We start from the raw sequence: 26,769 nt of genomic DNA on the forward strand, positions 1-26,769 counted from the left end.
CGCCACTGCGGCGTCAGGCGACGCCGAGCGCACTCCGGACCTGGGCTTCAAAGCGCCCCTGGTCGTAGGCCATCAGCAGCTCGGTGTTGTCCGGCTGCCCCGTCTGGCGGTTCCAGTCGACAATGGTAGCACCCCGGCTGTGGGTCCCGGCCAGTTCGATGTTCAGCGGGCGCGATTCGACCCGCAGCGCGCCTTCCGGCTGCAGCGCCCAGGCCATGGCCAGGGCGTCGGCGGCGAACCAGCGCTCGCCGCGGCTGTCTTCGGACCACAGGCGGGTCTGGCGCGAGATCAGCTCGTAGAAGCGTGCCTTGTCGCTGTCGAAGGCCAGCCACTGCTCGACATCCTTGTGCAGCAGGCCGTGGGCGACGGTGGCTTCCCAGTCGGCCACTTCGATGTGCGGGAAACCGGTGAAGACCACGTGCGCCGCTTCGGGATCGAAGGCGATGTTGAACTCGGCCGCCGGGGTGATGTTGCCGTGGCAGGTGACCGCCCCGCCCATGACCAGGAAGCGCTTCACGCGCTGCGACAGGGTCGGGTCGAGCTTGAGCGCCAGGGCCAGGTTGGTCAGCGGGCCGAGGGCCACCAGGAACAGCTCGCCGGCGTACTCATGGGACAGGCGCAGGATGGCCAGCGCGGCGTGCTCGGCTTCGGCCTGGCGCTGGGCGGCAGGCAGGTTGACGTCGCCGAAGCCGTCGGCGCCATGAACGTGGGCCGCATCCACCGACGGGTGCACCAGCGGTTCGGGGGTACCGGCGAACACCGGCACGTCTTCACGCCCGGCCACTTCACACAGTTTCAGCGCATTGCGGACCGTGTGGTCCAGGCCGACATTGCCGGCGGCAATGGTGAGGCCGACCACGTCGTGGCGTTCGTCGGCAAAGGCCATCAACAGGGCCAGGGCGTCATCGACACCCGGATCGGTGTCGATCAACAGCGGAATCTTCTTGGTCATGCGTGCCGTCTTTATCTAGCGGCAACGGAATGTCTCACCCGCAGATGACAAATACAAGGCCGGCGCCGAAGCCGGTCACGACCAACGGTCGTGATCTACCGGCGGCACAACCACGGTGGATCGGTAGGTAACGACCGTTGGTCGTTACGCTCCTGCGTATCGCACGGCCGATCCAATCCACCGCTCCACCACCCGGTCTGCCACCGCCGGGGCGTCGGCCAGCAGACGCTCGGCCAGCGCATGCACGCCCGGCAGCAGATCCGCGTCACGGGCCAGGTCGGCCATGCGGAAGCCGGCCAGGCCGGTCTGGCGGGTACCCAGCAGCTCCCCCGGACCGCGCAGTTCCAGGTCCTTTTCGGCGATCACGAAGCCATCGTTGGTCTGCCGCATGGTTTCCAGGCGCTCGCGTGCCATCGCCGACAGCCGCGCCTGGTACAGCAGCACGCAGCGCGACACCGCCGAACCACGCCCGACCCGTCCGCGCAGCTGGTGCAGCTGGGCCAGGCCAAGGCGTTCGGCGTTCTCGATCACCATCAACGAGGCATTGGGCACGTCCACGCCGACTTCGATCACCGTGGTGGCCACCAGCAGGTCGATCTGCCCGGCCTTGAACGCGACCATGGTGGCCAGCTTCTCGCTGGCCTTCAGCCGGCCATGCACCAGCCCCACCCGCACGCCCGGCAGCAACGCCTGCAGCGATTCGAACGTGGCCTGCGCGGGGGTCGCATCCAGCTCGTCGTTTTCTTCGATCAGGGTGCATACCCAGTACACCTGGCGGCCTTCGCGGCAGGCCAGCGCGATGCGCTCGATCAGTTCGGGGCGGCGATCATTGTTCAATGCCACGGTCTGCACCGGGGTGCGCCCGGGCGGTAGTTCGTCGATCGCCGACACGTCCAGGTCGGCGTATTCGGACATTGCCAGCGTGCGCGGAATCGGCGTGGCGGTCATCACCAGCTGGTGCGGCACGCTGTGCCCGCCCGGTCCCTTGTCGCGCAGCGCAAGCCGCTGGTGCACGCCGAACCGGTGCTGCTCGTCGACGATGGCCAGCGCCAGGTCGTGGAACACCACCGATTCCTGCATCAGCGCATGGGTGCCCACCACCACCTGGGCCTGCCCGTTGGCGACCTGTTCGAGCACCTTCGCGCGCGCCTTGCCGGTGACCTTGCCGGCCAGCCAGGCGACCTGCACGCCCAGCGGTTCCAGCCAGCCGCGCAGGTTGGTGAGGTGCTGTTCGGCCAGCAGTTCGGTGGGGGCAGCCAGCGCGACCTGCTTGCCCTGCTCCACCGCCAGCATGGCCGCCAGCGCGGCCACCACGGTCTTGCCCGAGCCGACATCGCCCTGCACCAGCCGCAGCATCGGGCGCGGCTGGGCCAGGTCCTCGCGGATCTGGGTGAACACGCGTTTCTGCGCAGCGGTCAGGGCAAAGGGCAGCTGCTTGAGCAGGGCCTTGGCCAGTTTTCCCGGGCCGGCCAGCGGTGGCGCATGGTGCGCCTGCAGGGCAATGCGTTGGCGGCGCAGGCTCAGGTGGTGGGCCAGCAGCTCTTCCAGCGCCAGCCGGCGCTGTGCGGGATGCGTCCCTGCGGCGAGCGCGGCCAGGTTGGCGTCGGGTGGCGGGCGGTGCACGGTCAGCAAGGCACTGCGCAGCGAAGGCAGCGCCAGGCCATCGAGCCAGCCCGGCGGCAGCAGTTCCAGGCTGGATTCTTCGGGCAGGCGGTCCAGCGCCTGGCCGATCAGGCGGCGCAGCGTGGCCGGGCCGATGCCTTCCACCGTGGGATAGACCGGGTCCAGGCTGTCGCCCAGCGCCGGGGCATCGGTACGGCCGAGCACCTGGTAGCTCGGGTGGACGATTTCCAGCCCCAGCTGGCCCGGCTTGGGCGTGCCGAAGCAGCGCAGGCGGGTGCCCACCGAGAACTGGGCCACCTGCTGCTGGCGGAAGTGGAAGAAGCGCAGCACCAGGGTGCCCTGCCCTTCGTCTTCCACTGCCACTTTCAGGGTCGGGCGGAAGCGCATGCCGCGGTCCACCGCGACCACGCGGACTTCCACCTGCGCCGGCACGCCGTTGCGCAGGTCCTGGATGCGGGTCAGCGCGGTGCGGTCTTCATACCGCAGCGGCAGGTGCAGCCACAGGTCCTGCAGCGAGGACAGGCCGCGCGCCGCCAGCTTGGCGGCCACGGCCGGACCCACGCCGGCAAGCACCGCCAGCGAAGCTTCGCCGGACGGCGCCAGCGCCGGGGTGACCGCCGGTCTGCGTGCCACGTGGCGGTCAGTCGATGACCATCACCGCATCAACCTCGAAGTTGGCGCCCTTGGGCAGGCCGGACACTTCGATGGTGGAGCGGGCCGGGAACGGCGCCTGGAAGTAGTCCTGCATGACCGCGTTGACCTTGGCGAATTCGGCCAGGTCGGTCAGGTACAGGCCCAGGCGGACCACCTTGTCCAGCGAGCCGCCGGCGGCTTCGGCCACGGCCTTGAGGTTGTCGAAGGCGCGGCGGGCCTGCGCTTCGACATCACCGGCACCGACGATATCGCCGGTGGCCGGGTCCAGCGGAATCTGGCCGGAGAAGTACACGGTGTTGCCGGCACGCACGGCCTGCGAATACGGACCGATCGCGGCCGGTGCGTTTTCGGTGTTGATGATCTGGCGGGACATGGGGTGCCTCGTTATGTCGAACAATGGTGGCCCATTGTATCGGTTTCGATCATTGCCTATTGCCTGCGCACCGACTGCACGACCGACAAGCGCCGCAGGCGGCGCATGACTTCGGCCAGGTGGTTGCGGTCGCGGACCTGGATGTTGAAGGCCAGCACGGCGGCGTTGAAGTCGCGGTCCAGGTAGTCCACCCGCTCGATGTTGGAATGGCTCTGCGCGATCGCCGCGGCCAGCTGGGCCAGCACGCCGGTGCCGTTCTCCACTTCCACCACCAGCGCAGTGTCGTAATCGCCGGAGACGGTGGTGTCCCAGCCGATCGGCACCCAGCGCTCGGGCGACTTGCGTAGTTCGGCCAGGTTCGGGCAGTCCAGGCGGTGCACCACGATGCCCTTGCCGGCGGTGTGGTAGCCCATGATTTCGTCGCCGGGAATCGGCTGGCAGCAGTTGGCGAAGCTGACCACGCCGCGTTCGCTGCCGTTGATCAGGATCTTTTCCTGCGAGTGCTTGGAATGCGCGCCGCCGCGCAGTTCGGCATAGGCCATCAGTGCCTGCGCGGCCTGGTTGGGCATCCAGTTGCCCAGCGCCACTTCGGCCAGCAGGGCCTCCAGGCGCGGGTAGCGGTGTTCGGCAAGGAACGCATCCAGGCGCCCCTTGGGCAGGCGTTCGAGCGAGCTGTCCATCGCCTCCAGCGCGCGGTCCAGCATGCGGTGGCCCAGCTGCACGGCATCTTCGTGTTCGAGCTGCTTGAGCTGGTGGCGGATCGCGGTGCGCGCCTTGGAGCTGACCACGAATTCGAGCCACTGCGGCTTGGGCGTGGCCGAGCGCGCAGTAATGACTTCCACGGTCTGCCCACTGACCAGCTTGGTGCGCAGCGGCACCAGTTTCTTGTCCACGCGCGAGGCCACCGCCATGTTGCCCACGTCGGTGTGCACCGCATAGGCGAAGTCCAGCGCAGTGGAGTTGCGCGGCAGGGCCAGGATCTTGCCCTTGGGCGTGAACAGGTAGACCTCGTCCGGGAACAGGTCGACCTTGACGTTGTCGAGGAATTCGAGCGACGAACCGGCGGCGCGCTGCGAATCGATCAGTTCCACGATCCAGGCGTGCGCACGGCTCTGCGCGCTGTTGGGGGTGTCGCCACCGAACTTGTAGGTCCAGTGCGCGGCCACGCCGCGCTCGGCGATCAGGTCCATTTCCTCGGTGCGGATCTGCACTTCGATCGGCGAGCCGTACGGGCCGAACAGCACCGTGTGCAGCGACTGGTAGCCGTTGGCCTTGGGAATGGCGATGAAATCGCGGAAGCGCCCATCCAGCGGCTTGAAGGTGGCATGCACCGAGCCCAGCGCGTGGTAACAGTTGGGCACGCTGCGCACGACCAGGCGGAAGCCGAACACGTCCATGACCTGGTCGAAGGATTTGTTCTCGTCGCGCATCTTGTTGTAGATGCTCCACGGGGTCTTGATCCGGCTGACCAGGCGGTGTTCCAGCCCTTCCTTGGCCAGCCGCTGCGACAGCTGCACTTCCACCTGTGCCATTGCCTCGCGGCGAACCACCGGCTGGCTGCGGATGTGCTTTTCCAGGATCGCGTGGCGCCACGGGTACAGCGCCTTGAAGCCCAGGTTCTGCAGCTCGCTCTTGACCAGGCTCATGCCCAGCCGCTGCGCGATCGGGGCGTAGATCTCCAGGGTCTCGCGCGCGATGCGGCCACGCGCCTCGGTGCTCTGCGCGCCCAGCGTGCGCATGTTGTGCAGGCGGTCGGCCAGCTTGATCATGATCACGCGCAGGTCGCGCGACATCGCCAGCAGCATCTTGCGGAAGCTTTCGGCGGCCGCTTCCTGGCGGTCACGGAACTTCAGCTTGTCCAGCTTGGTCACCCCATCGACCAGCTCGGCCACGGCTTCGCCGAATTCGGCGGCCAGTTCTTCGCGGGTCAGCGGGGTGTCTTCGATGGTGTCGTGCAGGATCGCGGCGATCAGCGCTTCCACGTCCAGGCCCAGCTCGGCCAGTACCTGCGCCACCGCCACCGGATGGGTGATATACGGCTCGCCCGATTTGCGGGTCTGCCCGGCATGCGCGGAGGCCCCTACCTCCCAGGCGCGACGCAGCAGCGGCAACTGCTCGGGCGGCAGGTAATGGGCTGCGCGTTCAAGCTGGAGGACATAGTCGGGTACGGCCGCGCCGGGAGACGTGGCGACCTTGGCAGAGGGGCCTGGGTTCATGGCTGGAAGACTATTCCAGCGACGGGATAACGGCAAACTATTGCGTTCGGGCAATCGTCAAATGCGTCACCACCAACGGGGTGACCTGCCGCTCAAAAGCAGACAGCCCGCACATGGCGGGCTGTCTGTTGCAACAACGGATGATCGGATGGGATCAGTCGTCGTTCTTGGACATGTCTTCGTCGGCGACGACTTCGGCAGCGGCCCATTCCAGTGCTTCACGCTCGGCACGCTCGCGCTCGGCCTTCTCGACTTCGTCGATCAGGGCGTTGTCGATCTTGCGGGCGGCAATTTCGCGCAGCGCCAGCACGGTCGGCTTGTCTTCGGTTTCGCTGTTGTCCAGGGTGGCCTGGACACCGTTGGCCAGCTGACGGGCGCGCTTGGACGCCATCATGACCAGCTCGAAACGGTTATCGACGACTTCCAGGCAATCTTCTACGGTGATGCGGGCCATGCGGGCTCCCGGCAGCCGGCAGGGGCTGCTCATCGAATGAGGGAAAGGGGACGGATTGTACCGGCCAGGGCTGGACAAAATCAAGCCGACCGGCTACCCGCCCCTTGTGAATCAGTCAGTTGCCGTTGCGTCCTGGGTCAGCAGGGCCTGGATCAGGCCCGCGTGGCGGACCTTCTGGGACTCCCGGCGCAGGCGGCTGGCGGTGAAGATGGCGCACAGCTCGTCCACGGCGGTCTCGAACACTTCGTTGACGATGACGTAGTCGAAGTCGTTGAAATGCAGCATTTCCTCGCGGGCGGCGGCCAGGCGCTGGGCGATCACCGCCTCGCTGTCCTGCCCACGCTTGCGCATGCGGTCCTGCAGGGCCTGTTTCGACGGCGGCAGGATGAACACCGTGACCGTGCCGGGGACCAGCTGGCGGACCTGCTGGGCGCCCTGCCAGTCGATCTCCAGCAGCACGTCCTGGCCGGCCGACAACTGCGGCTCGACCGACTGGCGGGCGGTGCCCTTCCAGTCCCCGTGCACCCAGGCGTGTTCGAAGAAGTCGCCGGCGGCGATCATCCGCTCAAATTCGGGCGCACTGACAAAGTGATAGTGCTCGCCGTTCACTTCGCCCGGGCGCATCGCACGGGAAGTGAACGAGATCGACAGGGCGATCTGCGGGTCGCGCGCCAGGGTGGCGTTGACGATGCTGCTTTTACCGGCCCCGGACGGGGCGGCCACGATGTACAGCGTGCCGCGGGCCGGTTCCGGGCTCTGGAGGGGCTGGCTGCTCATTCGATGTTCTGCACCTGTTCGCGGATCTGGTCGATCAGCACCTTCAGCTCGACGGCCGCATTGGAGGTGCGGCTGTCCACCGACTTGGAGCCCAGCGTGTTGGCTTCGCGGTTGAACTCCTGCAGCAGGAAGTCCAGGCGGCGGCCGACCGGCTCGCGTTGCGTGAGCACACGGCGGATCTCCACGATGTGGCTGCGCAGGCGGTCCAGCTCCTCGTCCACGTCCAGCTTCTGCAGCCACAGCACCAGTTCCTGCTCGGCACGGCCGGGATCGACCGGGTGCGGCAGGTCGGCCAGCCGGGCCGACAGCTTGGCGCGCTGGCCATCGCGGATCAGCGGAATCAGGGTGGTGACCTCGGCGGCGATGCGCTCCACGCCATCGACCCGCTCCTGGATCGCCGTGGCCAGCTTGTCGCCCTCGCGCTCACGCGCCGCGACGAAACCGTCCAGGCTTTCTTCCAGCAGGGCCAGGGCCTCGGCCTGAAGGGCGGCGGCATCAACTGCCTCGCCCTGCATCACGCCTGGCACCTGCAGCAGCTCGGTGAAGCTCACCTGCAGGCTGGGGAAGCCCGGCGCCAGCCGGCTGGCCAGCTCGCCGAGCTGGGCCAGCAGCGCATCGTTGACCACCAATGCCCCGGTGACCTCCGGCGCGCGCAGGCGCATGACCAGATCGATCTTGCCGCGGCTGCAGCGGTTGGCGACACGCTCCCGCAGTTGCGGTTCAAGCGCACGCAGCTCCTCGGGCAGGCGCACGCCCACCTCCAGGAACCGGTGGTTGACCGAGCGCAGCTCACAAGCAAGCGTGCCCCAGGGTGTGGCGCGCTCGCCGCCGGCATAGGCGGTCATGCTTCGAATCATGCGGGTTTCCGGTGCTCTCAAAGTGCAAATGGTACCCTAGCGGTTCCTTTGGAGCCTCCTCGCCTGCCGGTCCCCGGTCCGGGCGCGGTCCCGCATCCCTCGTCTTACCGGAAGCCATCCATGTCCGATCCCCGTCCCAGCGGCCGCCAGGCCGACCAGTTGCGCGAAGTGCGCATCGAACGCGCCTTCACCCGCCATGCCGAAGGCTCGGTGCTGGTCAGCTTCGGTGAAACCCGCGTGCTGTGCACCGCCAGCGTGGAAAACCGCGTGCCGGGCTTCCTGCGCGGCAAGGGCGAAGGCTGGGTCACGGCCGAATACGGCATGCTGCCGCGCTCCACCCACACCCGCAACGACCGCGAAGCGGCGCGCGGCAAGCAGGGCGGCCGCACCCTGGAAATCCAGCGTCTGATCGGCCGCACCCTGCGCGCCTGCATTGATCGGAGCGCACTGGGCGAACGCACCATCACCCTGGACTGCGACGTGCTGCAGGCCGATGGCGGCACCCGCACCGCCGCCATCACCGGTGCCTACGTGGCGCTGGTGGATGCGGTGAACTTCCTGATCAAGCGCGGCGACATCAAGCGCAACCCGATCTTCGGCGCCGTGGCTGCGGTGTCGGTCGGCATCTACCGCGGCACCCCGGTGCTGGACCTGGACTACGCCGAAGACAGCGACTGCGACACCGACATGAACGTGGTGATGAACGACGGCGGCGGCTTCATCGAGCTGCAGGGCACCGCCGAAGGCCACGCGTTCCGCCGCGATGAGCTGGACGCGCTGCTGGCGCTGGCCGAAAAGGGCATCACCGACCTGTTCGCGGCCCAGCAGGCCGCACTGGCACAGCCGTGAGCCGGCGCCTCGCCCTGGTCACCCTGGTGGTGGCCGATTACGACGAGGCGATCGCCTGGTACACGGGCAAGCTCGGCTTCCATCTGATCGATGACATCGACCAGGGCAGCAAGCGCTGGGTGGTGGTCGGTCCTACCGACGGCAGCGCCGCGGCGCTGCTGCTGGCCCGCGCCAGCAATGAAGAGCAGCAGAGCCGGGTCGGCAACCAGACCGGTGGCCGGGTCGGTTTCTTCCTCAACACCGACGACTTTTACCGCGACCATGCCGCGATGACCGCGCGCGGCGTGGAATTCCTCGAAGCCCCGCGCGAAGAGCCCTACGCCACGGTTGCGGTGTTCCGCGACCTGTACGGCAACACGTGGGACCTGCTGGAGCCCAAGCAATGAAACTGGTACTGGCCAGCGGCAACGCCGGCAAGCTGAAGGAACTGCAGGCGATGCTGGCCGACCTGCCACTGGAAATCGTGGCGCAGGGCGCGCTGGGCGTGAGCGATGTGCCGGAAACCGGCCTGACCTTCGTCGAGAACGCATTGATCAAGGCCCGCCATGCCTGCACCAGCACCGGCCTGCCGGCGCTGGCCGACGATTCGGGCCTGATCGTGGATGCGCTGGACGGCGCGCCCGGTCTGTACAGCGCGCGTTATGCCGGCAGCCCGACCGATGACGCGGCCAACAACGCCAAGCTGCTCGACGCCATGCGCGATGTACCGGCCGAGCGCCGCACCGCGCGCTTCTACGCGGTGATCGTGCTGCTGCGCCACGCCAACGACCCGCAGCCGCTGATCTGCGAAGGCAGCTGGGAAGGCGAGATCCTGGACGAACTGCGCGGCAGCCACGGCTTCGGCTACAACCCGCTGTTCCTGGACACGGTGCTGGGCCAGACCGCCGCGGAAATGGCACCGGATGTAAAGAACGCGATGAGCCACCGCGGCAAGGCGCTGCAGGTGTTGAAGCAGAAGCTGTCGGCGTTGATCTGAATCGACTGTTGATGATTTCCCGAGGGCCGGCCAACGGCCGGCGCTACCGATGAGCACGATGTCCGACACCGATTGCCACCACCTTCCGGGCGAAAGCTGCGACCACGACCACGCGGTGTCGCTGGTACCGCCGCCGCTGTCGCTGTACGTGCACCTGCCGTGGTGCGTGCGCAAGTGCCCGTATTGCGATTTCAACTCGCACCAGGCCAAGGGCGAACTGCCGTTCGAGTCCTACATCGACGCGCTGATCCGCGACCTCGACCAGGACCTGCCGCTGGTCTGGGGCCGGGTGGTGAACAGCGTGTTCTTCGGCGGCGGCACACCCAGCCTGTTCCCGCCGGAGGCGATCGACCGCTTCCTGCAGGCAGCTTCGGCACGGCTGCGCTTCGCCCCGAACCTGGAGGTGACCCTGGAAACCAACCCGGGCACGGCCGAGCACGGCCGCTTCGACCGCTACCGCGCGGCCGGGGTGAACCGGATCAGCTTCGGCATCCAGACCTTCAACGATGAGGCACTGCAGCGGCTGGGCCGCATCCACGACAGCGGCGAAGCCGAGCGCGCAGTGAAGCTGGCCCAGGATGCCGGTTACGACAACTTCAACATCGACCTGATGTACGCGCTGCCGCAGCAGACCCTGGCCCAGGCCGAGCACGACCTGGAACGCGCGTTCGCGCTGCAGCCCACCCACCTGTCGCACTACCAGCTCACCCTGGAGCCGAACACGGTGTTCTTCGCGCGGCCGCCGCAGGGCATTCCCGACGATGATTCGGCCTGGGACATGCAGGAGCACTGCCAGCGCCTGCTGGCCGAGGCCGGCTATGCCCAGTACGAAGTGAGCGCGTACGCGCGCCCCGGGCGGCAGAGCCAGCACAACCTGAACTACTGGCGCTTCGGCGATTACCTGGGCATCGGTGCCGGCGCCCACGGCAAGATCAGCTCCGGCGCCGGGCAGCACGTGCTGCGTCGCTGGAAGCACAAGCACCCGCAGACGTTCATGGACACCGCCGGCACGGCCGCGTCGATCGGCGGCGACGAGGTGATCGGCGCCGACCGCCTGCCGTTCGAATACATGCTCAACCTGCTGCGGCTGCACGAGGGCTTCCGGTTCAAGGACTTCGAGTCGCGCACCGGGCTGGACCGGGCGAGCATCGCCGCGCCGCTGCAGACCGCCCTCGCCAACGGCTGGATGACGGTGCAGGGCGACCATGTGCAGCCGACCGAGCTGGGCCGGCGTTTCACCAACGACGTGGTGGAGTTGTTCCTGGGCTGAGGATGTCGGGAGATCCCTTCTGGCGGGGACCCCGGGAAAACGTTAGATTCTGTGCTCTCAGGGGAGCCGGAACCCACAACGGATGTCTGCGTCCGCACCTTCATCGTCATCCGATCCGACCCGGTTCGCCGGGGTCAATGCACCGCCACGCGTGCGCCGCCTGCTGGCGGCGCTGCACGCGCTGGCCGTGCAGACCCTGAGCACCCCGCTCAAGCTGACCATCGTGGAGCTGGAGCGCGAGCTGTTCCGCGACGCCGAACGCGCCCGCAACAGCCAGATCCAGGCCGACATCTACGCCCAGGCCCGGCGCCTGCACGACGTCAACGCGCAGTTCGCGCCGCGCTTCCTGGACGCGCTGGCCACGGCCCTGGCCAACCTGCGCGAACCGCGGGTGCGGCACGTGCCCGCCCCGAGCGCGCCGGTGGCGGCCACCACGCTGACCCTGGTCACCGACACCGATATCGACCGCGACATCGTGCTGGCCGACATCACCCGGCGCGAGGCGCAGCGCTCGGCCAGTGCGCTGCAGCTGCTGGGGCAGCGCTTCGGCGTGCTCGCCGCCGGCCCGGCGTTCGACGCCGAGGACCTGCCGTTCGGGCCCTACGTGCTGTGCCGGATCACCCGTGAGCTGGGCGAGGAATTCGCGCTGGGCCTGGAAACCCAGCTGGCGCTGTTCCGCGTGTTCGACCGCCAGCTGCTGGAACGCCTGGGCGAGCTGCTGGAACGCGCCAACGTGCTGCTGACCCATGAGGGCGTGCTGCCAGGGCTGGTCTACACCCCGTACCTGGCGCGCTCGGCCACCACGCGGCGGATCGTCACCGGCCCCGAGCGCGGGACCGGCGCGGCGCCCCCGCGCGAACCCGGCGGGGCGGGCGGACGCCCGCTCACCGGCTGGAGCGGTTCTGCCAGCAGCGGCAGCTGGGCGGCGATGACCAGCGAGGTGATCGGCCAGATGGCGCCGCCGGCGCCGGCCGTGGCCGCTGCAGCGCCCGCGGATGTCGCCCCGGTGGACATGAACGCCCCGGCGTTGTCGGCCCTGCACCACCTGCTGGACGCCGCCCGGCATACCCAAGGCCCGGCGGGTCTCGGCCATGGCATTCCAGTGACGCCGGGCCAGCCCGGTACCGCCGCCGGCCCTGACACCGGTGGCGTGGAGGGAGCACAAGCCGCAACCGGGGCGTCGCCCCATCCGGAGGCCGCGGGGGCAGGTGATCGGCCGGAACCGGTCGCGATCTCGAGCGGCAACCTCCACGCCACATTGGCCAAGCTGCAGGCGCAGTCGGCCGGCGTGCGCCGCACCATGGCCGACCTGCACAACGCCCTGCTCGCCCAGATGCGCGCCGACCACGGTCCGCAGGCCGCGCTGACGGTCAAGGACACCGACACCTTCGACCTGCTGGACATGCTGTACGGGCAGATCCACCGCGAGGTCCGCCCCGACGCGGCCGCCGTGGACCTGCTCACCCGCCTGCAGGTGCCGGTGGCGCGCGCGGCACTGTCCGACCCGGCCTTCTTCGTGCGCGACCAGCACCCGGCCCGCGAGCTGCTCAACGCGGTGGCCGAAGCCGGCGCCAACTGGCTGGGCGAGGAGGATGTCGATCCGCAGCTGGTGCAGAAGCTGGACCGCGCCGTCGACAAGGTGGTCACCGACTACGAGGGTGATGCGGCGGTCTTCGAAGCGGCCAACGACGAGATCCAGCAGCACTTCCGGGCCCTGGCGCACAAGGCCGAGCTGGCCGAGCGCCGCCACGTGGAAGCGGCGCGTGGCAAGGAACGGCTGGAATCGGCCAAGCAGCAGGCCGGCGCCAGCATCGAACAGCTGTGCGCGCAGACCGCGCCGCCGCGGTTCGTGCAGTCGCTGCTGAAGCAGGCCTGGTCGGATGTGCTGACCCTGACCCTGCTGCGCAGCGGCGAAGGCTCCGAGCAATGGCAGGCGCGCGAGCAGGAAACCGCACGCATCGCCGAGGTCACCTGCCAACCACCCGGCAGCGCCGGGAGTGATACCCAGCTCGGCGAGCAGGTCGAAGCGGCACTGCTGCAGGTCGGCTACCACCACGACGAAGCGGCGGCGATCGCGCGACGGCTGTCCACCCCGGGCGGTGAAGACGACAGCAGCTCACGCACCGAACTGACCGCGCGCATCCGTGCGCGCACCCGGCTGGGGGAGCAGGCCGAAGGCACCGAAGCCCGGCGCGAGGCGCCGCTGGCGCGCAGCCCTGCCGAGGAAGACTGTTACCGCCAGCTGCGCACGCTGCCGTTCGGCACCTGGTTCGAATTCACCACCAACCAGCAGGGCGACATGCGCCGCCAGCGGCTGTCCTGGTACAGCCTGATCACCGACAACGCGCTGTTCGTCAATCCGCGCGGGCAGAAGGTGGCCGAGCATTCGCTGGACAGCCTGGCCCGGCTGATGGTGCACGGGCAGGCGCGCCTGGTCAGCGAGGGCAAGAGCCGCCTGATCGACCGCGCCTGGCAGGCCACGCTGCGCACCCTGCGCTCGCTGGCCGGCACCCCGGCCACTGCAGAGACTGACCAATGAACGACGACACCCGCCGCGCGCCCCGCCGCCAGGTGGCCGAGCAGGTGCCGGTGACCGACACGATGGCCGAGGCGGTGATCGGCCGGCTGGGCAATGTGTCCGAAACCGGCATGCTGATGATCTGTTCGGTGCCATTGACGCCGGACGGCAACTACCAGTTCCGCTTCGCCATCCAGGGGCCGAACGGCCAACCGGTGCAGGTGGACGTGGGGGCGCACCTGCTGTGGATCGAACAGAGCAATGCGCCGGGCCAGTCCTGGGCGGGCTTCCGCTTCCTCACACTGAGCCGCGAGCACCGCGACCAGCTGCGCGCCTGGATCGCCGAGGAATCTTCGGCGGTGTGAGTGCCGGTTCCGGCACAGCGCGCACGGGCTGATTGCGGCAGAATCAGGGGCTGCATTCCGCACTGCCCTGTGAGCTTCCGCGATGAACCAGCCCGACCTCGCCGCCCTGTATTCCCATCATGTCCGCGTGCTGTGCCAACGCGCCGACGAGGCGCTGGCGCGCGGCGGCTTCGACCACCTGGTGATTCCCAGCGGCACGCTGCACTACCAGGCCTTCGATGACCGCGATTACCCGTACGCGGTGAACCCGAACTTCAAGGCCTGGCTGCCGCTGACCAAGGTGCCCAACAGCTGGGTGGTATACACGCCGGGCCAGCGCCCGAAGGTGATCTTCCACCAGCCGTTCGATTACTGGCACGTGGTGCCCGATGCGCCGAACGGCTGGTGGGTGGAACACTTCGACATCGAGATCATCCGCACGCCGGACGAGGCGCTGGCGCTGCTGCCACGCGATGCGGCGCGCTGCGCGATCCTGGGCGAGCCGCAGAGTGCGCTGGGCACGTTCACCCCGAACAACCCCGAGCCGGTGATCCACTACCTGGACTGGCACCGGGCGTACAAGACGGCGTATGAAATCGCGCTGATGCGCCAGGCCCAGCAGCTGGGCGTGCGCGGCCACCGCGCGGCCGAAGCGGCGTTCCGCGCCGGTGCCAGCGAGTTCGAGATTCACATGGCTTACTGCCGCGCGGTCGGCCAGGATGCGAACGAACTGCCCTACGGCAACATCATCGGGCTGAACGAACACGCTGCGGTGCTGCATTACACCGACCTGGGCCGCAGCGCGCCGCAGCCGCTGCGCAGCTTCCTGATCGACGCCGGCGCCAGCGCGTACGGCTACGCCAGCGATATCACGCGCACGTATGCGGCCGCCGGCCACGACGAGTTCCAGGCGATGATCGATGCGGTCGATGCGGCCCAGCAGAAAATGGGTGCCGGCGTGCGGGCGGGCGTGGATTACAAGCAGCTGCACATCGATGCGCATCTGTCGCTCATGGGCATCCTGAAGGACTTCGGGGTGCTGAAGGTCTCGCCGGAGGCGGCGCTGGCCACCGGCGTCAGCGCGGCCTTCTTCCCGCACGGCCTGGGCCACCTGATCGGCCTGCAGGTCCACGACGTGGCCGGCTTTGCGGCAAGCGACCGCGGCGGCCGCGTCGAGCGCCCGGAAGGCCACCCGTACCTGCGCCTGACCCGCGCATTGGAACCGGGCATGGTGGTCACCATCGAACCGGGCGTGTACTTCATCGACATGCTGCTGGACGAAGTGAAGCAACGCGGCCAAGGCGACAGCATCGACTGGGCTCGCGTGGACTTCTTCCGGCCTTACGGTGGCATCCGCATTGAAGACGAAGTGCTGTGCACCGACGGCGATGCGGACAACCTGACCCGGCCGGAGTTTGCCAAGGCGTAACGTTGATCGACGCTTGCCCATGCAGCCGGGCTGTTGCCCGGCTGCTTCATGCATTTTGGCGAACAGCCGGTGCGCATCGCGTGGCCTGAGCTGGGCCGGCGGGTGCGGGTTTGCGGGACACGCCGTGAACCCATCCATGGGGGCTTGTAGAAAACATCCATGTTTTCTACAGTCCCGCAAACCCGCCCCCGCCGACCCTCGACGGTGTGTTGGGGGCCACGGAAGATCAACGGCGGTGTCGATCATTTTCATGCGTTTCCGGACGCGGTGGCGTTCCGTGCCGTCGTTCGGGAACCGACGCTACCGCTCAGGCCAGTCCGGCGCCCCACCGCGTAGAGCCACGCCCTGCGTGGATGCTCTTCGTATCCGCACGCGACTATCTATCGGGGGAGGCCGGCGGGCAGCCCCTGTAGGGACTGTCAAAAACATGGATGTTTTTGCCAAGCCCCCAAGGATGGGTTTACGGCGTGTCCCGTAAGGGGCTGCCCGTCGGCCTCCCCAGCCCGGAAAAACTGAAACGCTGCTCTTGGCGCAAAGCCAACATCAGCCAGCAGCGTTCATTTCCTGCTCAATCTCATCTGCACTTCGCGCCAACCCAGCCGTCAGCACGTGATGCCCGCTGTCGGTGATCACCACGTCATCCTCGGTACGAATGCCGATGCCGCGCCAGCGCGCTTCCACGCTGCGGTCGTCGGCGCTGATGTACAGGCCCGGTTCGATGGTGAACACCATGCCCGGTTCCAGCAGCCGCGAATCGCCGGCCAGGCGGTAGTCGCCCACGTCGTGCACGTCCAGGCCCAGCCAGTGCCCGGTCTTGTGACGGTAGAAACGCTGGTAATGGCCGTCGGCGATGTTCTCTTCCAGCGTGCCGGTGAGCAGGCCCAGCCGCAGCAGGCCTTCGGTGAGCGTCTGTACCGCCGCCAGGTGGCCCGCCTCGTAGGGCACGCCCGGCTTGGCCTGCGCGAGTGCTGCCGCCTGCGCCGCACCGACCAGATCGTGCAGCGCGCGCTGTTCGGCCGTGAAGCGACCATTTACGGGGAACGTACGCGTGATGTCACTGGCGTAGCCGCGGTACTCGGCGCCCGCATCGATCAGCACCAGCTCGCCATCGCGGCTGCGCGCGTTGTTGGCGCGGTAATGCAGGATGCAGCCGTTGGCGCCGGTACCCACGATGCTGCCGTAGGCTGCCCACGCATCATTGGCGCGGAACTCGCGCTCCAGGTCCGCCTGCAGCTCGTACTCGTGGATGCCCGGCCGCGCCACGCGCATCGCCATCCGGTGCGCCTGCACCGTGATGTCGGCCGCGCGCTGCATCAGGGCGATTTCCGCGCTCGACTTGAACAACCGCTGCTCGTGCAGCAGGTGGCCCAGTTCCAGGAATTCATGCGGCGGCTGCGCGCCATGCCGCACCTGCGAACGCACCCGGTTGACCCAGCCGATCAGCTTCAGGTCGAACTCGGCGTCGCGCCCGAAGTGGTAATACACCCGCGAGCGCCCTTCCAGCAGGCCCGGCAGGATGTCGTCCAGGTCGTCGATCGGGTACGCATCGTCCATGCCGTACTGCGCCACCGCGCCTTCCTGGCCGGCGCGTGCGCCGTCCCAGGCTTCGCGGTCGGCGTCGCGCTCGCGGCAGAACAGGATCACTTCGCCGTGGCGGCGGCCAGGAATCAGCACCAGCACCGCATCCGGCTCCGGGAAGCCGCTCAGGTACCAGAAGTCCGAATCCTGCCGGAACGGATAGTGCGTATCCAGGCTGCGCACCCGCTCCGACGCGGCCGGCAGCACCAGGATGGCGTCATCGCCCGCCATTTCCATCAGCGCCTGGCGGCGCCCCGCGTATTCGGCCGCGGTGATGCCGGTCAACTCGCGGATATCCATCTCAGTTCAGGCGCTGCCGGTGACGCACGGCCATCACGCAGTCACCGTGCAGGATCAGCACCGCCACGCGGATGAACTCTTCGATTTCGGCGAGCGCGTCCTCGTCGTCATCGTTGCCGCTTTCAAAATCCTCGCTCGAGGCTTGTGCCAGCTTGGCCAGGTCGTTGAGCGCCTCTTCGCCTTCCTCGGACAGGGTGGGACGCTGCTGGCCCGCACCCAGGCCGAAGCCGCCCAGGAACGCACGCGCCCAGGTGAACAGCGCATCGGCCTGCGCGGCGGTGTCATCGCTGTCGCTGAGCAGCAGCTCGAAGGCAAAATCGCGGTCCTCCAGCTGCGCCACGCTGGCGCCCAGCAGCCGGTCCAGCGCATCGCCTGCGGTCGGGGTGGGCAGGTTGTCGTCGGCCAGCACACGGGCCGGCCATTCTGGCACCGGCGCGCCGCCGGCCGCCAGCCAGCCGCACAGGCCTCCGTGGAGCTCCGCGGCAGTAGCGCCCAGGCCGGCCGCCTGGCTGGCCTGGTTTACGTCGTTGACACTCGGAAGTTCGGTCATCTTGGGGCTCGATCTGATGGGTCGGCGGCGCCGCCGGCAACCCTGGGTTGGCAGCGTCACAGTGTATCAATCCGCCCCTTGTCATTATTAGCTTGACCGGCTCCACCCCGCTTGCCTATCGTGCCGGACATGGAACCCGCCGATGCCATCGCCCAATTGCAGGCCTTTGCCGCCCGGGTGGAGGCGTTGCTGGAACGCAACCAGCGCCTGGCCGAGGAAAACCGCAGCCTGCGCCACCAGCAGGAACAGCTGGTCAACGAGCGCTCGCAGCTGCTGGCCAAGAACGAGCAGGCGCGCTCGCGGGTGGAAGCGATGATCACCCGGCTCAAAAGCCTGGAGCAGCACACATGAGCCAGACCGAACCGGTCAGTGTCCGCATACTGGACCGCGAATACACCGTGGGCGTGGGCGCCGAAGAACGCGAAAGCCTCACCGCCGCCGCGCGGCTGCTGGACGCCAAGATGCGCGAGATCCGCGGCAGCAACCGCATGGCCGCCGTGGACCGCGTCGCGGTACTGGCCGCGCTGAACCTGGCGCATGAACTGCAGCAGCTGCGCGACGACCATGCGCGCCAAGGCGTGGCCCTGCAGCAGACGCTGGCCGATCTGAACAGGCGGTTGGACCGGGCTCTCGACGCGGGCTGAACTGCACGCGTCTTTCATTGTTCTGAATTGGCACGTAATTGGACCGACGAACGGGGTATCCGATCCGGTCCGGTTGGCTATAATGGCGATGCGTTCTCTGCTGTGAACGACGGCGTGTGCAAACATTCGCCTTGTCCCTTAATTACGACCACGGGTGCGCGACGTCGCCGGGAGTGCAGGTCCGCCTTGTAGCGGGAAGCCCAATGGAGGCCCAGCGTACCCACTTGAACCCCGGGTTCAAGGTCGTTTCGCACGCATCGTCACCGCGGAGAATGCAGTATTCCTGCAAGAGCGACGTTCCACTGGAACGTCGCTCTTGTTTTATCCGGCCCCAACGGACCCAGGCATGACCGACCCGCGCTCCGCACTGCGCCAGCAGCTGCGCCAACGCCGCCGAGACATTCCCGCCGTGCAGCGGCTGGCCGCCGCCGAACTGCTTGCCGATGCCCTGCTTGCATTGCCCTTCGCGCCCACCCATGGCTTCGTGGCCGGGTACTGGGCACTGGATGGCGAAATCGCGCTGCACCGCTGGCAGATGCGTCTGCCCGACACCGCCGTCTACTGCCTGCCCGTACTGGCCGGCGACATGCTGCGCTTCGCGCCGTGGCGCCCGGGCCAGCCGCTGACCAGCAACCGCTTCGGCATTCCAGAACCCGACATCGCCGCAGGCGACACCCTCGCGCCGGAGCAGATGACGCTGGTGGCAGCCCCGCTGGTGGGCTTCGACGCGCAGTGCCGGCGGCTGGGCATGGGAGGCGGCTGGTATGATCGCAGCTTCGCATTCCGCAGCCAGCGCCCGGCCCCGCCGTGGCTGGCCGGCGTCGGTTTTTCGGTGCAGCAGGTCGATGAGCTGCCCGTGCAGCCGTGGGACGTCGGCGTGGATGCGATCTGCACCGACACCACCACGTACCTTCCCCGATAGAACGACGCATGACCGCACGCAAGCGCTACTGGCTGATGAAGTCCGAACCGGACGCCTTTTCCATCGACGACCTCAAGCGCGTGGGCCAGGAACCCTGGAACGGCGTGCGCAACTACCAGGCGCGCAACTTCATGCGCGATGGCATGAAGGTCGGCGACGGCATCCTGTTCTACCACTCCAACACCAAGGTGCCGGGCATCGTGGGAATCGCCACGGTCGCCACCGAGGCGTATCCGGATGACACCCAGTTCGATCCGAAATCGGACTATTACGATCCCAAGGCCACCCGCGAAACGCCACGCTGGCTGCTGGTGGACGTGGCCTTCGAGCGCAAGCTGCGCGACACCATTTCGCTGGACGAGATCAAGCTGCATGCCGACGCGCTGGGAGAAGGGTTTCCCCTGATCGCGCGCGGCAACCGCCTGTCGATCCTGCCGGTGACCGCCGCGCAGTGGAAGCTGCTGCTGTCGCTCGAAAAACACTGACCTTTTCCTTCACGAGTTTCCCGCCATGTCCGAAGCCAAACGCCTCGCCGCAGAAAAAGCCCTCGAATACGTCGAAGACGGCATGATCGTCGGGGTCGGCACCGGCTCCACCGTTGCCTACTTCATCGACGGCCTGGCCCGCATCCAGCACCGCATCAAGGGCACCGTGTCCAGCTCCGAGCAGAGCACCGCGCGCCTGAAGCAGCACGGCATCGAGGTGCTGGAACTCAACCACACCGGCGGCCTGTCGCTGTACGTGGACGGCGCCGACGAGTGCGACGGCAACAAGTGCCTGATCAAGGGCGGTGGCGCCGCGCTGACCCGCGAGAAGATCATCGCCGAGGCCAGCGAGCGCTTCGTTTGCATCATCGACCCGAGCAAGCAGGTGCCGGTGCTGGGCAGATTCCCGCTGCCGGTGGAAGTGATCCCGATGGCGCGCAGCCTGATTGCCCGCCGCATCATGGACATGACCGGCGGCCAGCCGGCCTGGCGCGAAGGCGTGGTGACCGACAACGGCAACCAGATCCTGGACATCCACCACCTGCAGATCACCGACCCGGTGGCGCTGGAGCGCGAGCTCAACCAGCTGCCCGGCGTGGTCGCCGTGGGCCTGTTCGCGCGCCGCCCGGCCGATGTGGTGATTGTTGGCGGTGAACCGCCGATGGTGTTCTGATATCCACCGTCGGCACGCCCGTGCCGGCTCTTCTGCGAGGATCGCCCATGCCCTTCATGCGCCTGCTGCTGCCGCTGCTGTTGCTGCTCACGTTGTCCGGCTGTGCCAGCGCCGGTGCCAGCCATTGGGTGGAACTGGGCGGGGCCCGCTACCAGGTGGAACTGGCCACCAACGATGAAAGCCGCACGCGCGGCCTGATGTTCCGCGACGAGATGCCCGCCGACCACGGCATGCTGTTCGTGCACGACCGCCAGGAGCTGCAGGCGTACTGGATGAAGAACACCAAGATCGCGCTGGACATCCTGTATTTCGATGACCAGCGCCGCCTGGTGAGCCAGCAGCGCGATGTGCCGCCGTGTTCGGCCGGCGACCGCTGCCCGCCCTACCCCAGCAGCGGCCCGGCCCGTTACGTGCTGGAACTCAACGCCGGCCAGGCCGAGAAGCTGGGCCTGCAGGATGGCGCGGTACTGACCTTCGGCCCGGGTATCGCCGACAAGCCCTGAACCGGGCTGGCGGGCACGCCCCGCCAGTCCCGGAGTTTTCACGCGATCCCGCTTGAATCGGGCCGCGTTTGTCGCCAGTCTGTGTCCATGCAGGCGCCAATGACATTGCCGGCGTGGGACTCCCTGGCCGAACTGGACGACGAGGCGCTGCCGCTGTTGCCCACGGCGCTGCTGATCGCCCGCGACGAATACCCCGACCTGGACCCGCAGGTCTATGACGCGCTGGTGCAGAGCCACGCCGACCACCTGCGCACCGAGGTGGACACGATCGAGCATTGGCCGCTCAAGATCGCGGCGGTCAATCGCCACCTGTTCGATGAACTCGGCTATGGCGGCGACCATGGCGAGTATTACGACCCCCGTAACAGCTACCTCAACCAGGTGTTCGAACGCCGGCTGGGCAACCCGATTTCCCTGGCCATGGTGCAGATGGAAGTGGCGCGGCGGCTGGGCATTCCGCTGGACGGCGTGTCCTTCCCCGGCCATTTCCTGGTGCGGCTGCCGGTGGACGACGGGATGCTGGTCATGGACCCGTTCAACGGCGGGCGGCCGCTGGACGTGGAGGAGCTGCGCGAACGCGCGCGCTCGCACCTGGGCGGCGAAGTGCCCGACGACAGCGTGCTGGCGCAGATCCTGGATGCGGCCCCGGCGCGGGCGATCCTGATGCGGATGCTGCGCAACCTGCACGGCGTATATGTGGAGCGCAGCGAGTGGGACCGCGCCGCGCGCAGTGCCGACCGCCTGCTGAAGCTGGCCCCGGAACAGGACGATGCCCTGCGCGACCGCGGCCTGGCCTACCTGCAGCTGGATTACCAGGCCGGCGCGCGCCAGGACCTGGCCCTGTACCTGCAGCGCAACGGCCAGGCCAATGATGCGCAGTGGGTGCGCGAGAAGCTGGTGGAAATGGGGGGGCGCGTACCGCGCCTGCATTGAACCTGGGCCGCCCGCCGGTAGAGCCGACTGTCAGTCGGCTCTACCCGCTAACGCTACCGGTCAATCGATCTCGACCATCTCGAAATCGTCCTTGGTCACGCCACAGTCCGGGCACGTCCAGGTGTCGGGCACGTCTTCCCAGGCGGTACCCGGGGCGATGCCCTCTTCGGGCAGGCCATCGACTTCCCTGTAGATGAAGCCGCAGACAACGCACATCCAGGTGCGGAAGGTGGTGGCGGTGGCGTCGGTCATCGGATAATCAGGCGTTGGGCAGTACGGTCATAGGCCATTGTCCCACTCCCGTCGTTCTGCCGGTAGCCATCGATGACGCTCCCTGCTTCCCCGGCCGCGCCCGCGCGCGGCGTGTACCTGATCACCCCCGACGAGGCCGATACCGCCCGCCTGCTGGCCCGCGTGGCGCCGCTGCTGGCGGCCGGCCCCACCTGGCTGCAGTACCGCAACAAGACCGCCAGCGACGCGCTGCGCCGCGAGCAGGCGCTTGCCCTGCAGGACCTGTGCGCCGCGCACGGGGTGCCGCTGATCATCAACGATGACCCGGCCCTGGCCCTGGAGGTCGGCGCGGCCGGCGTGCACCTGGGCGGCACCGATGGCGACATCGGCGCCGCGCGCGCCCTGCTCGGCCCGGCCGCCATCATCGGCGCCTCCTGCTATGACCAGCTGGCCAACGCCGAACGGGCGCTGGCCGCCGGGGCCAGCTACGTGGCCTTTGGCGCCTTCTTCCCGACCACCACCAAGGTCACCAGCAGCCGCGCCCACCCGGACCTGCTGCGGCAAAGCGCCGCACTCGGAGTGCCGCGGGTGGCGATCGGGGGGCTGACGCCGGACAATGTGGGCCCGATCATCGCCGCCGGCGCCGATCTGGTGGCCGTGGTCAGCAGCGTCTTCGCCGCCAACGACCCGGTGGCCACCCTGCACGCCTACCTTGCTTGTTTCCAGGACCCTTCCGCATGAAGCACGACCAGTCCCACGCCCTGTTCACCCGCGCCCAGGAACTGCTTCCGGGCGGCGTCAATTCGCCGGTGCGCGCGTTCAAGTCGGTGGGCGGCGAGCCGTTCTTCGTCGAGCGCGCCGACGGCCCGTACCTGTACGACGTCGACGGCAACCGTTACATCGACTACGTGGGCTCGTGGGGCCCGATGATCGTCGGCCACAACCACAGCGCGGTGCGCCAGGCGGTCAAGCACGCGATCAACAACGGCCTGTCGTTCGGCGCGCCGTGCGCGGCCGAAGTGACCATGGCTGAAACGCTGACCCGGCTGGTGCCCTCGTGCGAGATGGTGCGCATGGTCAATTCGGGTACCGAAGCCACCCTGTCGGCGATCCGGCTGGCGCGCGGCGCTACCGGCCGCAGCCGCATCGTGAAGTTCGAAGGCTGCTACCACGGCCACGGCGACTCGTTCCTGGTCAAGGCCGGCAGCGGCATGCTGACCCTGGGCGTGCCGACCTCGCCGGGCGTGCCGGCCGGCCTGAGCGAACTCACCCTGACCCTGCCCTACAACGATTTCGAGGCGGCCACCGCGCTGTTCGCCGAGCAGGGCGCGGACATCGCCGGCCTGATCATCGAACCGGTGGTGGGCAACGCCAACTGCATTCCGCCGCGCGACGGCTACCTGCAGCACCTGCGCGCGCTTTGCACGCAGTACGGCACGGTGCTGATCTTCGATGAAGTGATGACCGGCTTCCGCGTGGCGCTGGGCGGCGCGCAGGCGCACTACGGCATCACCCCGGACCTGACCACCTTCGGCAAGATCATCGGCGGCGGCATGCCGGTGGGTGCCTATGGCGGCCGCCGCGAGCTGATGTCGCAGATCGCCCCGGCCGGCCCGATCTACCAGGCCGGCACCCTGAGCGGCAATCCGGTGGCCATGGCCGCGGGCCTGGCGATGCTGGAACTGGTGCAGGAACCGGGCTTCCACGACCGCCTGTCGGCGGCCAGCGCGCGCCTGTGCGCCGGGCTGGAAGCTGCGGCGGCCGATGCGGGTGTAGCGGTAACCACCAACCAGGTGGGCGCGATGTTCGGGCTGTTCTTCACCGACCAGAAGGTGGAAACCTACGCCCAGGCCACGGCCTGCGATACCGCCGCGTTCAACCGCTTCTTCCACGCGATGCTCGAGCGCGGAGTGTTCCTGGCCCCGTCGGCGTATGAGGCCGGCTTCCTGTCCAGCGCGCACGATGACAGCATCATCGACGCAACGATTGACGCCGCGCGCGAGGCGTTCAAGGTCGCCAAGGGCTGAGCAGCCTGGAGGTTTGTGTTCGGCATCAGCCGAACACAAACCTGCCTTTCATCATCGCAAAATGCCCGGGGAACGAGCAGAAGAAGGTGTAGTCGCCGCCCTTGCGCAATGCTGCGGTAGGGAAGGTCACGCTGGTGCTCTGCCCGCCGCCGATCACCGCGGTATTTGCCAGCACACGTGGATCTTTCTTCGGCAGGTAGCTGTCGGCCAGCGTCATCCGCATGCCCGCCAGCGCCACCGGCTGGTAGTCCGCCGCCTGGGTCAGCACCCAGTTGTGCCCCATCGCCGTGGCCGCCAGCTTGCCGGTGTGGCGCAGGGTCAGCTTCACCTGGCTGCAGTCGCCGGCCACCTTGATCTCCTTGCTGCTGAAGCTCATCTGGTCGGTGCTGTCGATGCTGACCGCACACACGCGTGCCTGTGCGACGGGCGCCAATGCCAACCCTGCCAGGATCATGGGGACAAACAGTTTCACGGCGTTCTCCATCCTTCAGTCACTGCAATTCTAGGCAGCCCGACGCAGGGCGTGGTGCGACGGGATGTCGCAGCGATCCCCGACAGTGCGGTAACGTCGGCTGTCGCTTCGCACATGAGTGGAACATGCCGGTTGCCCTGGACTGCCTGCTGCTGGATTTCGATGGCGTGCTGGTCAACTACGCACGGCACCTGCGTGTGCGCCACCTGGCCGAGTCCTGCGGATGCACGCCCGCGCAGGTGCACGCGGCACTGTTCGACAGCGGACTGGAACAGCAGTTCGATCTGGGGCTGGACAGCACGCGCTACCTGCAGCAACTGGGTGATGCACTCGGCGTGACCATCAGCCTCGCCCAATGGCAGGACGCGCGCATCGCCGCCTCGCCGCCGCAGACAGGCGTGGTAGAGCGCGTGCAGCGCATCGCGCAGGTGATGCCGATCGCCATCCTCACCAACAACGGCGCACTGATGGCGCAGACCATTCCACGCATCCTGCCTACGCTGGCGCCGATGCTGGAAGGGCGCATCCTGTGCAGTGGCGAACTGGGCGGGCGCAAACCCGACCCGGCGGTGTTCCTGAAAGCGGTGGAACGGCTCGACGCACGTCCCGCCCGCACCCTGTTCGTCGACGACCTGTTCGTCAATGTGCGCGGCGCGCGCCTGGCCGGGCTGCAAGCCGATACCGCGCGCGACAGCCGCAGCTTCGGCAGGCTCATGCACCGGTTCGGCATCGATGCCTGATGCAGGGCAGCCGACTAACAGTCGGCTCTACCCCGCGGTTCGGCATCGATGCCTGATGCAGGGCAGCCGACTAACAGTCGGCTCTACCCCCAACGGGACGGGAACACCGACGTGTAGAGCCGACTGTTAGTCGGCTGCTCTTAGTCGGCTACCGTCAGTCGGCGGCCCTTCCTCAACGCGACGCGACGAACGACTGCACCGCAGCCCGCAACCGCTTCAGGCCTTCGGCAATCTCTTCATCGCTGATGTTCAACGCCGGCACGAACCGCAGCACATCCGGCCCGGCCTGAAGCGTCAGCAGCCCATGCTCGGCAGCATGATCCAGGATGGCCCCGGCCTGCCCGGCGAAATCCTTGTCCAGCACCGCGCCCAGCATCAGGCCGCGGCCGCGCACCTGGCTGAACACCTTGAACTCGTCATTGATGTTCCCCAGCCCATCGCGCAGCGCCTGCGACTGGCGGCTCACGTTGCGTGCGATCTCCGGCGACGACAATTTACGCAGCGCCACGCGCGCCACGGCCGCCGCCAGCGGGTTGCCGCCGAAGGTGGTGCCGTGCGCACCGAACTGCATGGTCTCGGCCACCTTGGGGCCGGCCAGCATCGCGCCGATCGGGAAGCCGCCACCCAGCGCCTTGGCCAGGGTCACGATGTCTGGCTTGATCTCGTCCTGCCAGTGCGCGAACAGGGTACCGGTGCGGCCCATGCCGACCTGGATCTCATCAAGCACCATCAGCGCGTTGTGCTGGTCGCACAGCTCGCGGATGCGCTTCATGAAGCCCGGCTTGGCCGGCATCACCCCGCCCTCGCCCTGGATCGGCTCCAGCATCACCGCAGCGACGTCGCCGGCGGCCATCGCCGTTTCCAGCTGCACTTCATCGTTGAAGTCCACATAGCGGAAGCCACCGGGCAGCGGCTCGTAGCCTTCCTGGTACTTCGGCTGCGCAGTTGCGGTCACCGCCGCCAGGGTGCGGCCATGGAAGCTGCCACGGAAGGTCACGATGACGCGCTGGTGGGCCGGACGGCCCTGCGAGGAGGCCCACTTGCGCACCAGCTTGATCGCCACTTCGTTGGCTTCGGCGCCGGAATTGCACAGGAACACGCGCTCGGCGAAGCGCGAGGCGGTGACCAGCTCTTCGGCGAGGCGCAGCGGCGGTTCGCTGTAGAACACGTTGCTGGTGTGCCACAGCTTGCCGGCCTGCTCGATCAGCGCGGCCTTCAGGTCCGGATCGTTGTGGCCCAGGCCGCACACGGCAATGCCGGCGGCCAGGTCGATGAACTCACGGCCCTGGTTGTCCCAGACGCGGGCGCCCTGGCCGCGTTCGAGCACCACCTGGCGCGGCTTGTACACCGGCAGGTAGTAATGCGACAGGGACAGGAGCGGATCGGGGGCAGCAGCGGTCATGGCGGTCAGGGGTCCGA

The 26,769-nt window shown here is 68.0% G+C and carries 29 protein-coding genes and 1 other RNA gene; 18 read left to right on the top strand and 12 right to left on the bottom strand.

The genetic code is table 11. The annotated features are described in order from the left end of the window. Positions 1-13: 13 nt before the first annotated feature. From AC06E7_RS02910 to AC06E7_RS02940, 7 genes are all read right to left on the bottom strand, one after another. Positions 14-952, bottom strand: coding sequence for a nucleoside hydrolase (locus AC06E7_RS02910; protein ID WP_478062915.1), 939 nt, complete (start codon positions 950-952; stop codon positions 14-16). A gap of 144 nt (positions 953-1,096) precedes the next feature. Beyond that, entirely contained in the window at positions 1,097-3,208 is a 2,112-nt protein-coding gene (recG, locus tag AC06E7_RS02915; RefSeq protein ID WP_478062916.1) for an ATP-dependent DNA helicase RecG, read from the bottom strand. Between the two features lie 7 nt (positions 3,209-3,215). Beyond that, positions 3,216-3,602: a RidA family protein gene (locus AC06E7_RS02920; RefSeq protein ID WP_068853882.1), complete on the bottom strand. Its 387-nt coding sequence runs from the start codon at positions 3,600-3,602 to the stop codon at positions 3,216-3,218. Positions 3,603-3,658: 56 nt separating this feature from the next. Beyond that, on the bottom strand, positions 3,659-5,818 hold the full coding sequence (locus tag AC06E7_RS02925; RefSeq protein WP_068853883.1) for a RelA/SpoT family protein: 2,160 nt from the start codon (positions 5,816-5,818) through the stop codon (positions 3,659-3,661). A gap of 154 nt (positions 5,819-5,972) precedes the next feature. Continuing rightward, positions 5,973-6,272 carry a DNA-directed RNA polymerase subunit omega gene (gene rpoZ, locus AC06E7_RS02930; RefSeq protein ID WP_068853884.1) on the bottom strand — a complete coding sequence of 100 codons (300 nt, stop codon included), beginning with the start codon at positions 6,270-6,272 and terminating at the stop codon, positions 5,973-5,975. Positions 6,273-6,383: 111 nt separating this feature from the next. Then, positions 6,384-7,049 carry a guanylate kinase gene (gene gmk / locus AC06E7_RS02935; RefSeq protein WP_093533650.1) on the bottom strand — a complete coding sequence of 222 codons (666 nt, stop codon included), beginning with the start codon at positions 7,047-7,049 and terminating at the stop codon, positions 6,384-6,386. Beyond that, a complete protein-coding gene (locus AC06E7_RS02940) occupies positions 7,046-7,906 on the bottom strand; it encodes a YicC/YloC family endoribonuclease (RefSeq protein WP_068853886.1) in 861 nt (286 codons plus the stop codon). The genes gmk and AC06E7_RS02940 overlap by 4 nt, the downstream gene beginning before the upstream one ends. A 120-nt stretch (positions 7,907-8,026) precedes the next feature. Here AC06E7_RS02940 and rph point away from each other — a divergent pair, with 120 nt between their 5' ends. From rph to pepQ, 7 genes are all read left to right on the top strand, one after another. Then, entirely contained in the window at positions 8,027-8,755 is a 729-nt protein-coding gene (gene rph, locus AC06E7_RS02945; RefSeq protein WP_093533648.1) for a ribonuclease PH, read from the top strand. Further along, positions 8,752-9,141 (top strand): VOC family protein, encoded by a 390-nt coding sequence (locus tag AC06E7_RS02950; protein WP_068853888.1) that lies wholly within the window; start codon positions 8,752-8,754, stop codon positions 9,139-9,141. Before rph ends, AC06E7_RS02950 begins: the two co-directional genes overlap by 4 nt. Next, the gene (gene rdgB / locus AC06E7_RS02955) at positions 9,138-9,731 is read left to right on the top strand and encodes an RdgB/HAM1 family non-canonical purine NTP pyrophosphatase (protein ID WP_249833043.1); all 594 of its coding nucleotides are present in this window, start codon (positions 9,138-9,140) and stop codon (positions 9,729-9,731) included. The genes AC06E7_RS02950 and rdgB overlap by 4 nt, the downstream gene beginning before the upstream one ends. 58 nt (positions 9,732-9,789) lie before the next feature. Next, complete coding sequence (gene hemW / locus AC06E7_RS02960) at positions 9,790-11,001, top strand: radical SAM family heme chaperone HemW (RefSeq protein WP_249834384.1); 1,212 nt, start codon at positions 9,790-9,792, stop codon at positions 10,999-11,001. Between the two features lie 82 nt (positions 11,002-11,083). Next, positions 11,084-13,540, top strand: a complete 2,457-nt coding sequence (locus AC06E7_RS02965; RefSeq protein ID WP_478062921.1) for a DUF1631 domain-containing protein — start codon at positions 11,084-11,086, stop codon at positions 13,538-13,540. Then, positions 13,537-13,884, top strand: coding sequence for a PilZ domain-containing protein (locus AC06E7_RS02970; RefSeq protein ID WP_068853891.1), 348 nt, complete (start codon positions 13,537-13,539; stop codon positions 13,882-13,884). The genes AC06E7_RS02965 and AC06E7_RS02970 overlap by 4 nt, the downstream gene beginning before the upstream one ends. A gap of 82 nt (positions 13,885-13,966) precedes the next feature. Further along, positions 13,967-15,292 carry a Xaa-Pro dipeptidase gene (gene pepQ, locus AC06E7_RS02975; RefSeq protein ID WP_478062923.1) on the top strand — a complete coding sequence of 442 codons (1,326 nt, stop codon included), beginning with the start codon at positions 13,967-13,969 and terminating at the stop codon, positions 15,290-15,292. A gap of 543 nt (positions 15,293-15,835) precedes the next feature. Here pepQ and AC06E7_RS02980 read toward each other — a convergent pair. Together AC06E7_RS02980 and AC06E7_RS02985 are read right to left on the bottom strand one after the other, a co-directional pair. Beyond that, positions 15,836-17,164 carry an aminopeptidase P N-terminal domain-containing protein gene (locus AC06E7_RS02980; protein WP_478063616.1) on the bottom strand — a complete coding sequence of 443 codons (1,329 nt, stop codon included), beginning with the start codon at positions 17,162-17,164 and terminating at the stop codon, positions 15,836-15,838. 7 nt (positions 17,165-17,171) lie between these two features. Next, on the bottom strand, positions 17,172-17,720 hold the full coding sequence (locus AC06E7_RS02985) for a UPF0149 family protein (protein WP_068853893.1): 549 nt from the start codon (positions 17,718-17,720) through the stop codon (positions 17,172-17,174). 129 nt (positions 17,721-17,849) lie between these two features. Here AC06E7_RS02985 and AC06E7_RS02990 point away from each other — a divergent pair, with 129 nt between their 5' ends. The 8 genes from AC06E7_RS02990 to AC06E7_RS03025 all read left to right on the top strand — a co-directional run bounded on the left by AC06E7_RS02990 (position 17,850) and on the right by AC06E7_RS03025 (position 21,880). Beyond that, positions 17,850-18,071, top strand: coding sequence for a TIGR02449 family protein (locus AC06E7_RS02990; protein WP_214901773.1), 222 nt, complete (start codon positions 17,850-17,852; stop codon positions 18,069-18,071). Then, entirely contained in the window at positions 18,068-18,364 is a 297-nt protein-coding gene (locus AC06E7_RS02995) for a cell division protein ZapA (RefSeq protein ID WP_068853895.1), read from the top strand. The genes AC06E7_RS02990 and AC06E7_RS02995 overlap by 4 nt, the downstream gene beginning before the upstream one ends. Positions 18,365-18,455: 91 nt before the next feature. Continuing rightward, positions 18,456-18,640: non-coding RNA, 6S RNA (gene ssrS, locus AC06E7_RS03000), on the top strand. Between the two features lie 70 nt (positions 18,641-18,710). Then, positions 18,711-19,286 carry a 5-formyltetrahydrofolate cyclo-ligase gene (locus AC06E7_RS03005; RefSeq protein WP_478062926.1) on the top strand — a complete coding sequence of 192 codons (576 nt, stop codon included), beginning with the start codon at positions 18,711-18,713 and terminating at the stop codon, positions 19,284-19,286. Positions 19,287-19,294: 8 nt separating this feature from the next. Further along, positions 19,295-19,771: an EVE domain-containing protein gene (locus AC06E7_RS03010; RefSeq protein WP_068853897.1), complete on the top strand. Its 477-nt coding sequence runs from the start codon at positions 19,295-19,297 to the stop codon at positions 19,769-19,771. Positions 19,772-19,796: 25 nt separating this feature from the next. Continuing rightward, positions 19,797-20,444: a ribose-5-phosphate isomerase RpiA gene (rpiA, locus tag AC06E7_RS03015; RefSeq protein WP_093533643.1), complete on the top strand. Its 648-nt coding sequence runs from the start codon at positions 19,797-19,799 to the stop codon at positions 20,442-20,444. Between the two features lie 47 nt (positions 20,445-20,491). Further along, the gene (locus tag AC06E7_RS03020) at positions 20,492-20,947 is read left to right on the top strand and encodes a DUF192 domain-containing protein (RefSeq protein WP_068853899.1); all 456 of its coding nucleotides are present in this window, start codon (positions 20,492-20,494) and stop codon (positions 20,945-20,947) included. An 87-nt stretch (positions 20,948-21,034) separates the two neighbouring features. Then, a complete protein-coding gene (locus tag AC06E7_RS03025) occupies positions 21,035-21,880 on the top strand; it encodes a SirB1 family protein (RefSeq protein ID WP_068853900.1) in 846 nt (281 codons plus the stop codon). 60 nt (positions 21,881-21,940) lie between these two features. On the opposite strand, the gene AC06E7_RS03030 is transcribed toward AC06E7_RS03025, so the two are convergent. Next, positions 21,941-22,132: a rubredoxin gene (locus AC06E7_RS03030; RefSeq protein ID WP_068853901.1), complete on the bottom strand. Its 192-nt coding sequence runs from the start codon at positions 22,130-22,132 to the stop codon at positions 21,941-21,943. A 72-nt stretch (positions 22,133-22,204) separates the two neighbouring features. Here AC06E7_RS03030 and thiE point away from each other — a divergent pair, with 72 nt between their 5' ends. Both thiE and hemL read left to right on the top strand, forming a co-directional pair. Next, positions 22,205-22,852: a thiamine phosphate synthase gene (thiE, locus tag AC06E7_RS03035; protein WP_478062929.1), complete on the top strand. Its 648-nt coding sequence runs from the start codon at positions 22,205-22,207 to the stop codon at positions 22,850-22,852. Next, positions 22,849-24,138: a glutamate-1-semialdehyde 2,1-aminomutase gene (hemL, locus tag AC06E7_RS03040; protein WP_478062931.1), complete on the top strand. Its 1,290-nt coding sequence runs from the start codon at positions 22,849-22,851 to the stop codon at positions 24,136-24,138. The genes thiE and hemL overlap by 4 nt, the downstream gene beginning before the upstream one ends. A 25-nt stretch (positions 24,139-24,163) precedes the next feature. Here the strand turns inward: hemL and azu are convergent, their stop codons facing one another. Further along, positions 24,164-24,610, bottom strand: a complete 447-nt coding sequence (gene azu, locus AC06E7_RS03045) for an azurin (protein WP_478062932.1) — start codon at positions 24,608-24,610, stop codon at positions 24,164-24,166. Between the two features lie 125 nt (positions 24,611-24,735). On the opposite strand from azu, the gene AC06E7_RS03050 reads away from it, so the two are divergent. Then, on the top strand, positions 24,736-25,350 hold the full coding sequence (locus AC06E7_RS03050) for an HAD-IA family hydrolase (RefSeq protein WP_478062934.1): 615 nt from the start codon (positions 24,736-24,738) through the stop codon (positions 25,348-25,350). 172 nt (positions 25,351-25,522) lie between these two features. Here AC06E7_RS03050 and AC06E7_RS03055 read toward each other — a convergent pair whose 3' ends face one another. Beyond that, positions 25,523-26,752, bottom strand: coding sequence for an acetylornithine transaminase (locus tag AC06E7_RS03055; protein WP_068853906.1), 1,230 nt, complete (start codon positions 26,750-26,752; stop codon positions 25,523-25,525). Positions 26,753-26,769 lie beyond the last annotated feature (17 nt).

Source organism: Stenotrophomonas sp. Steno-Z4 (assembly GCF_056393145.1).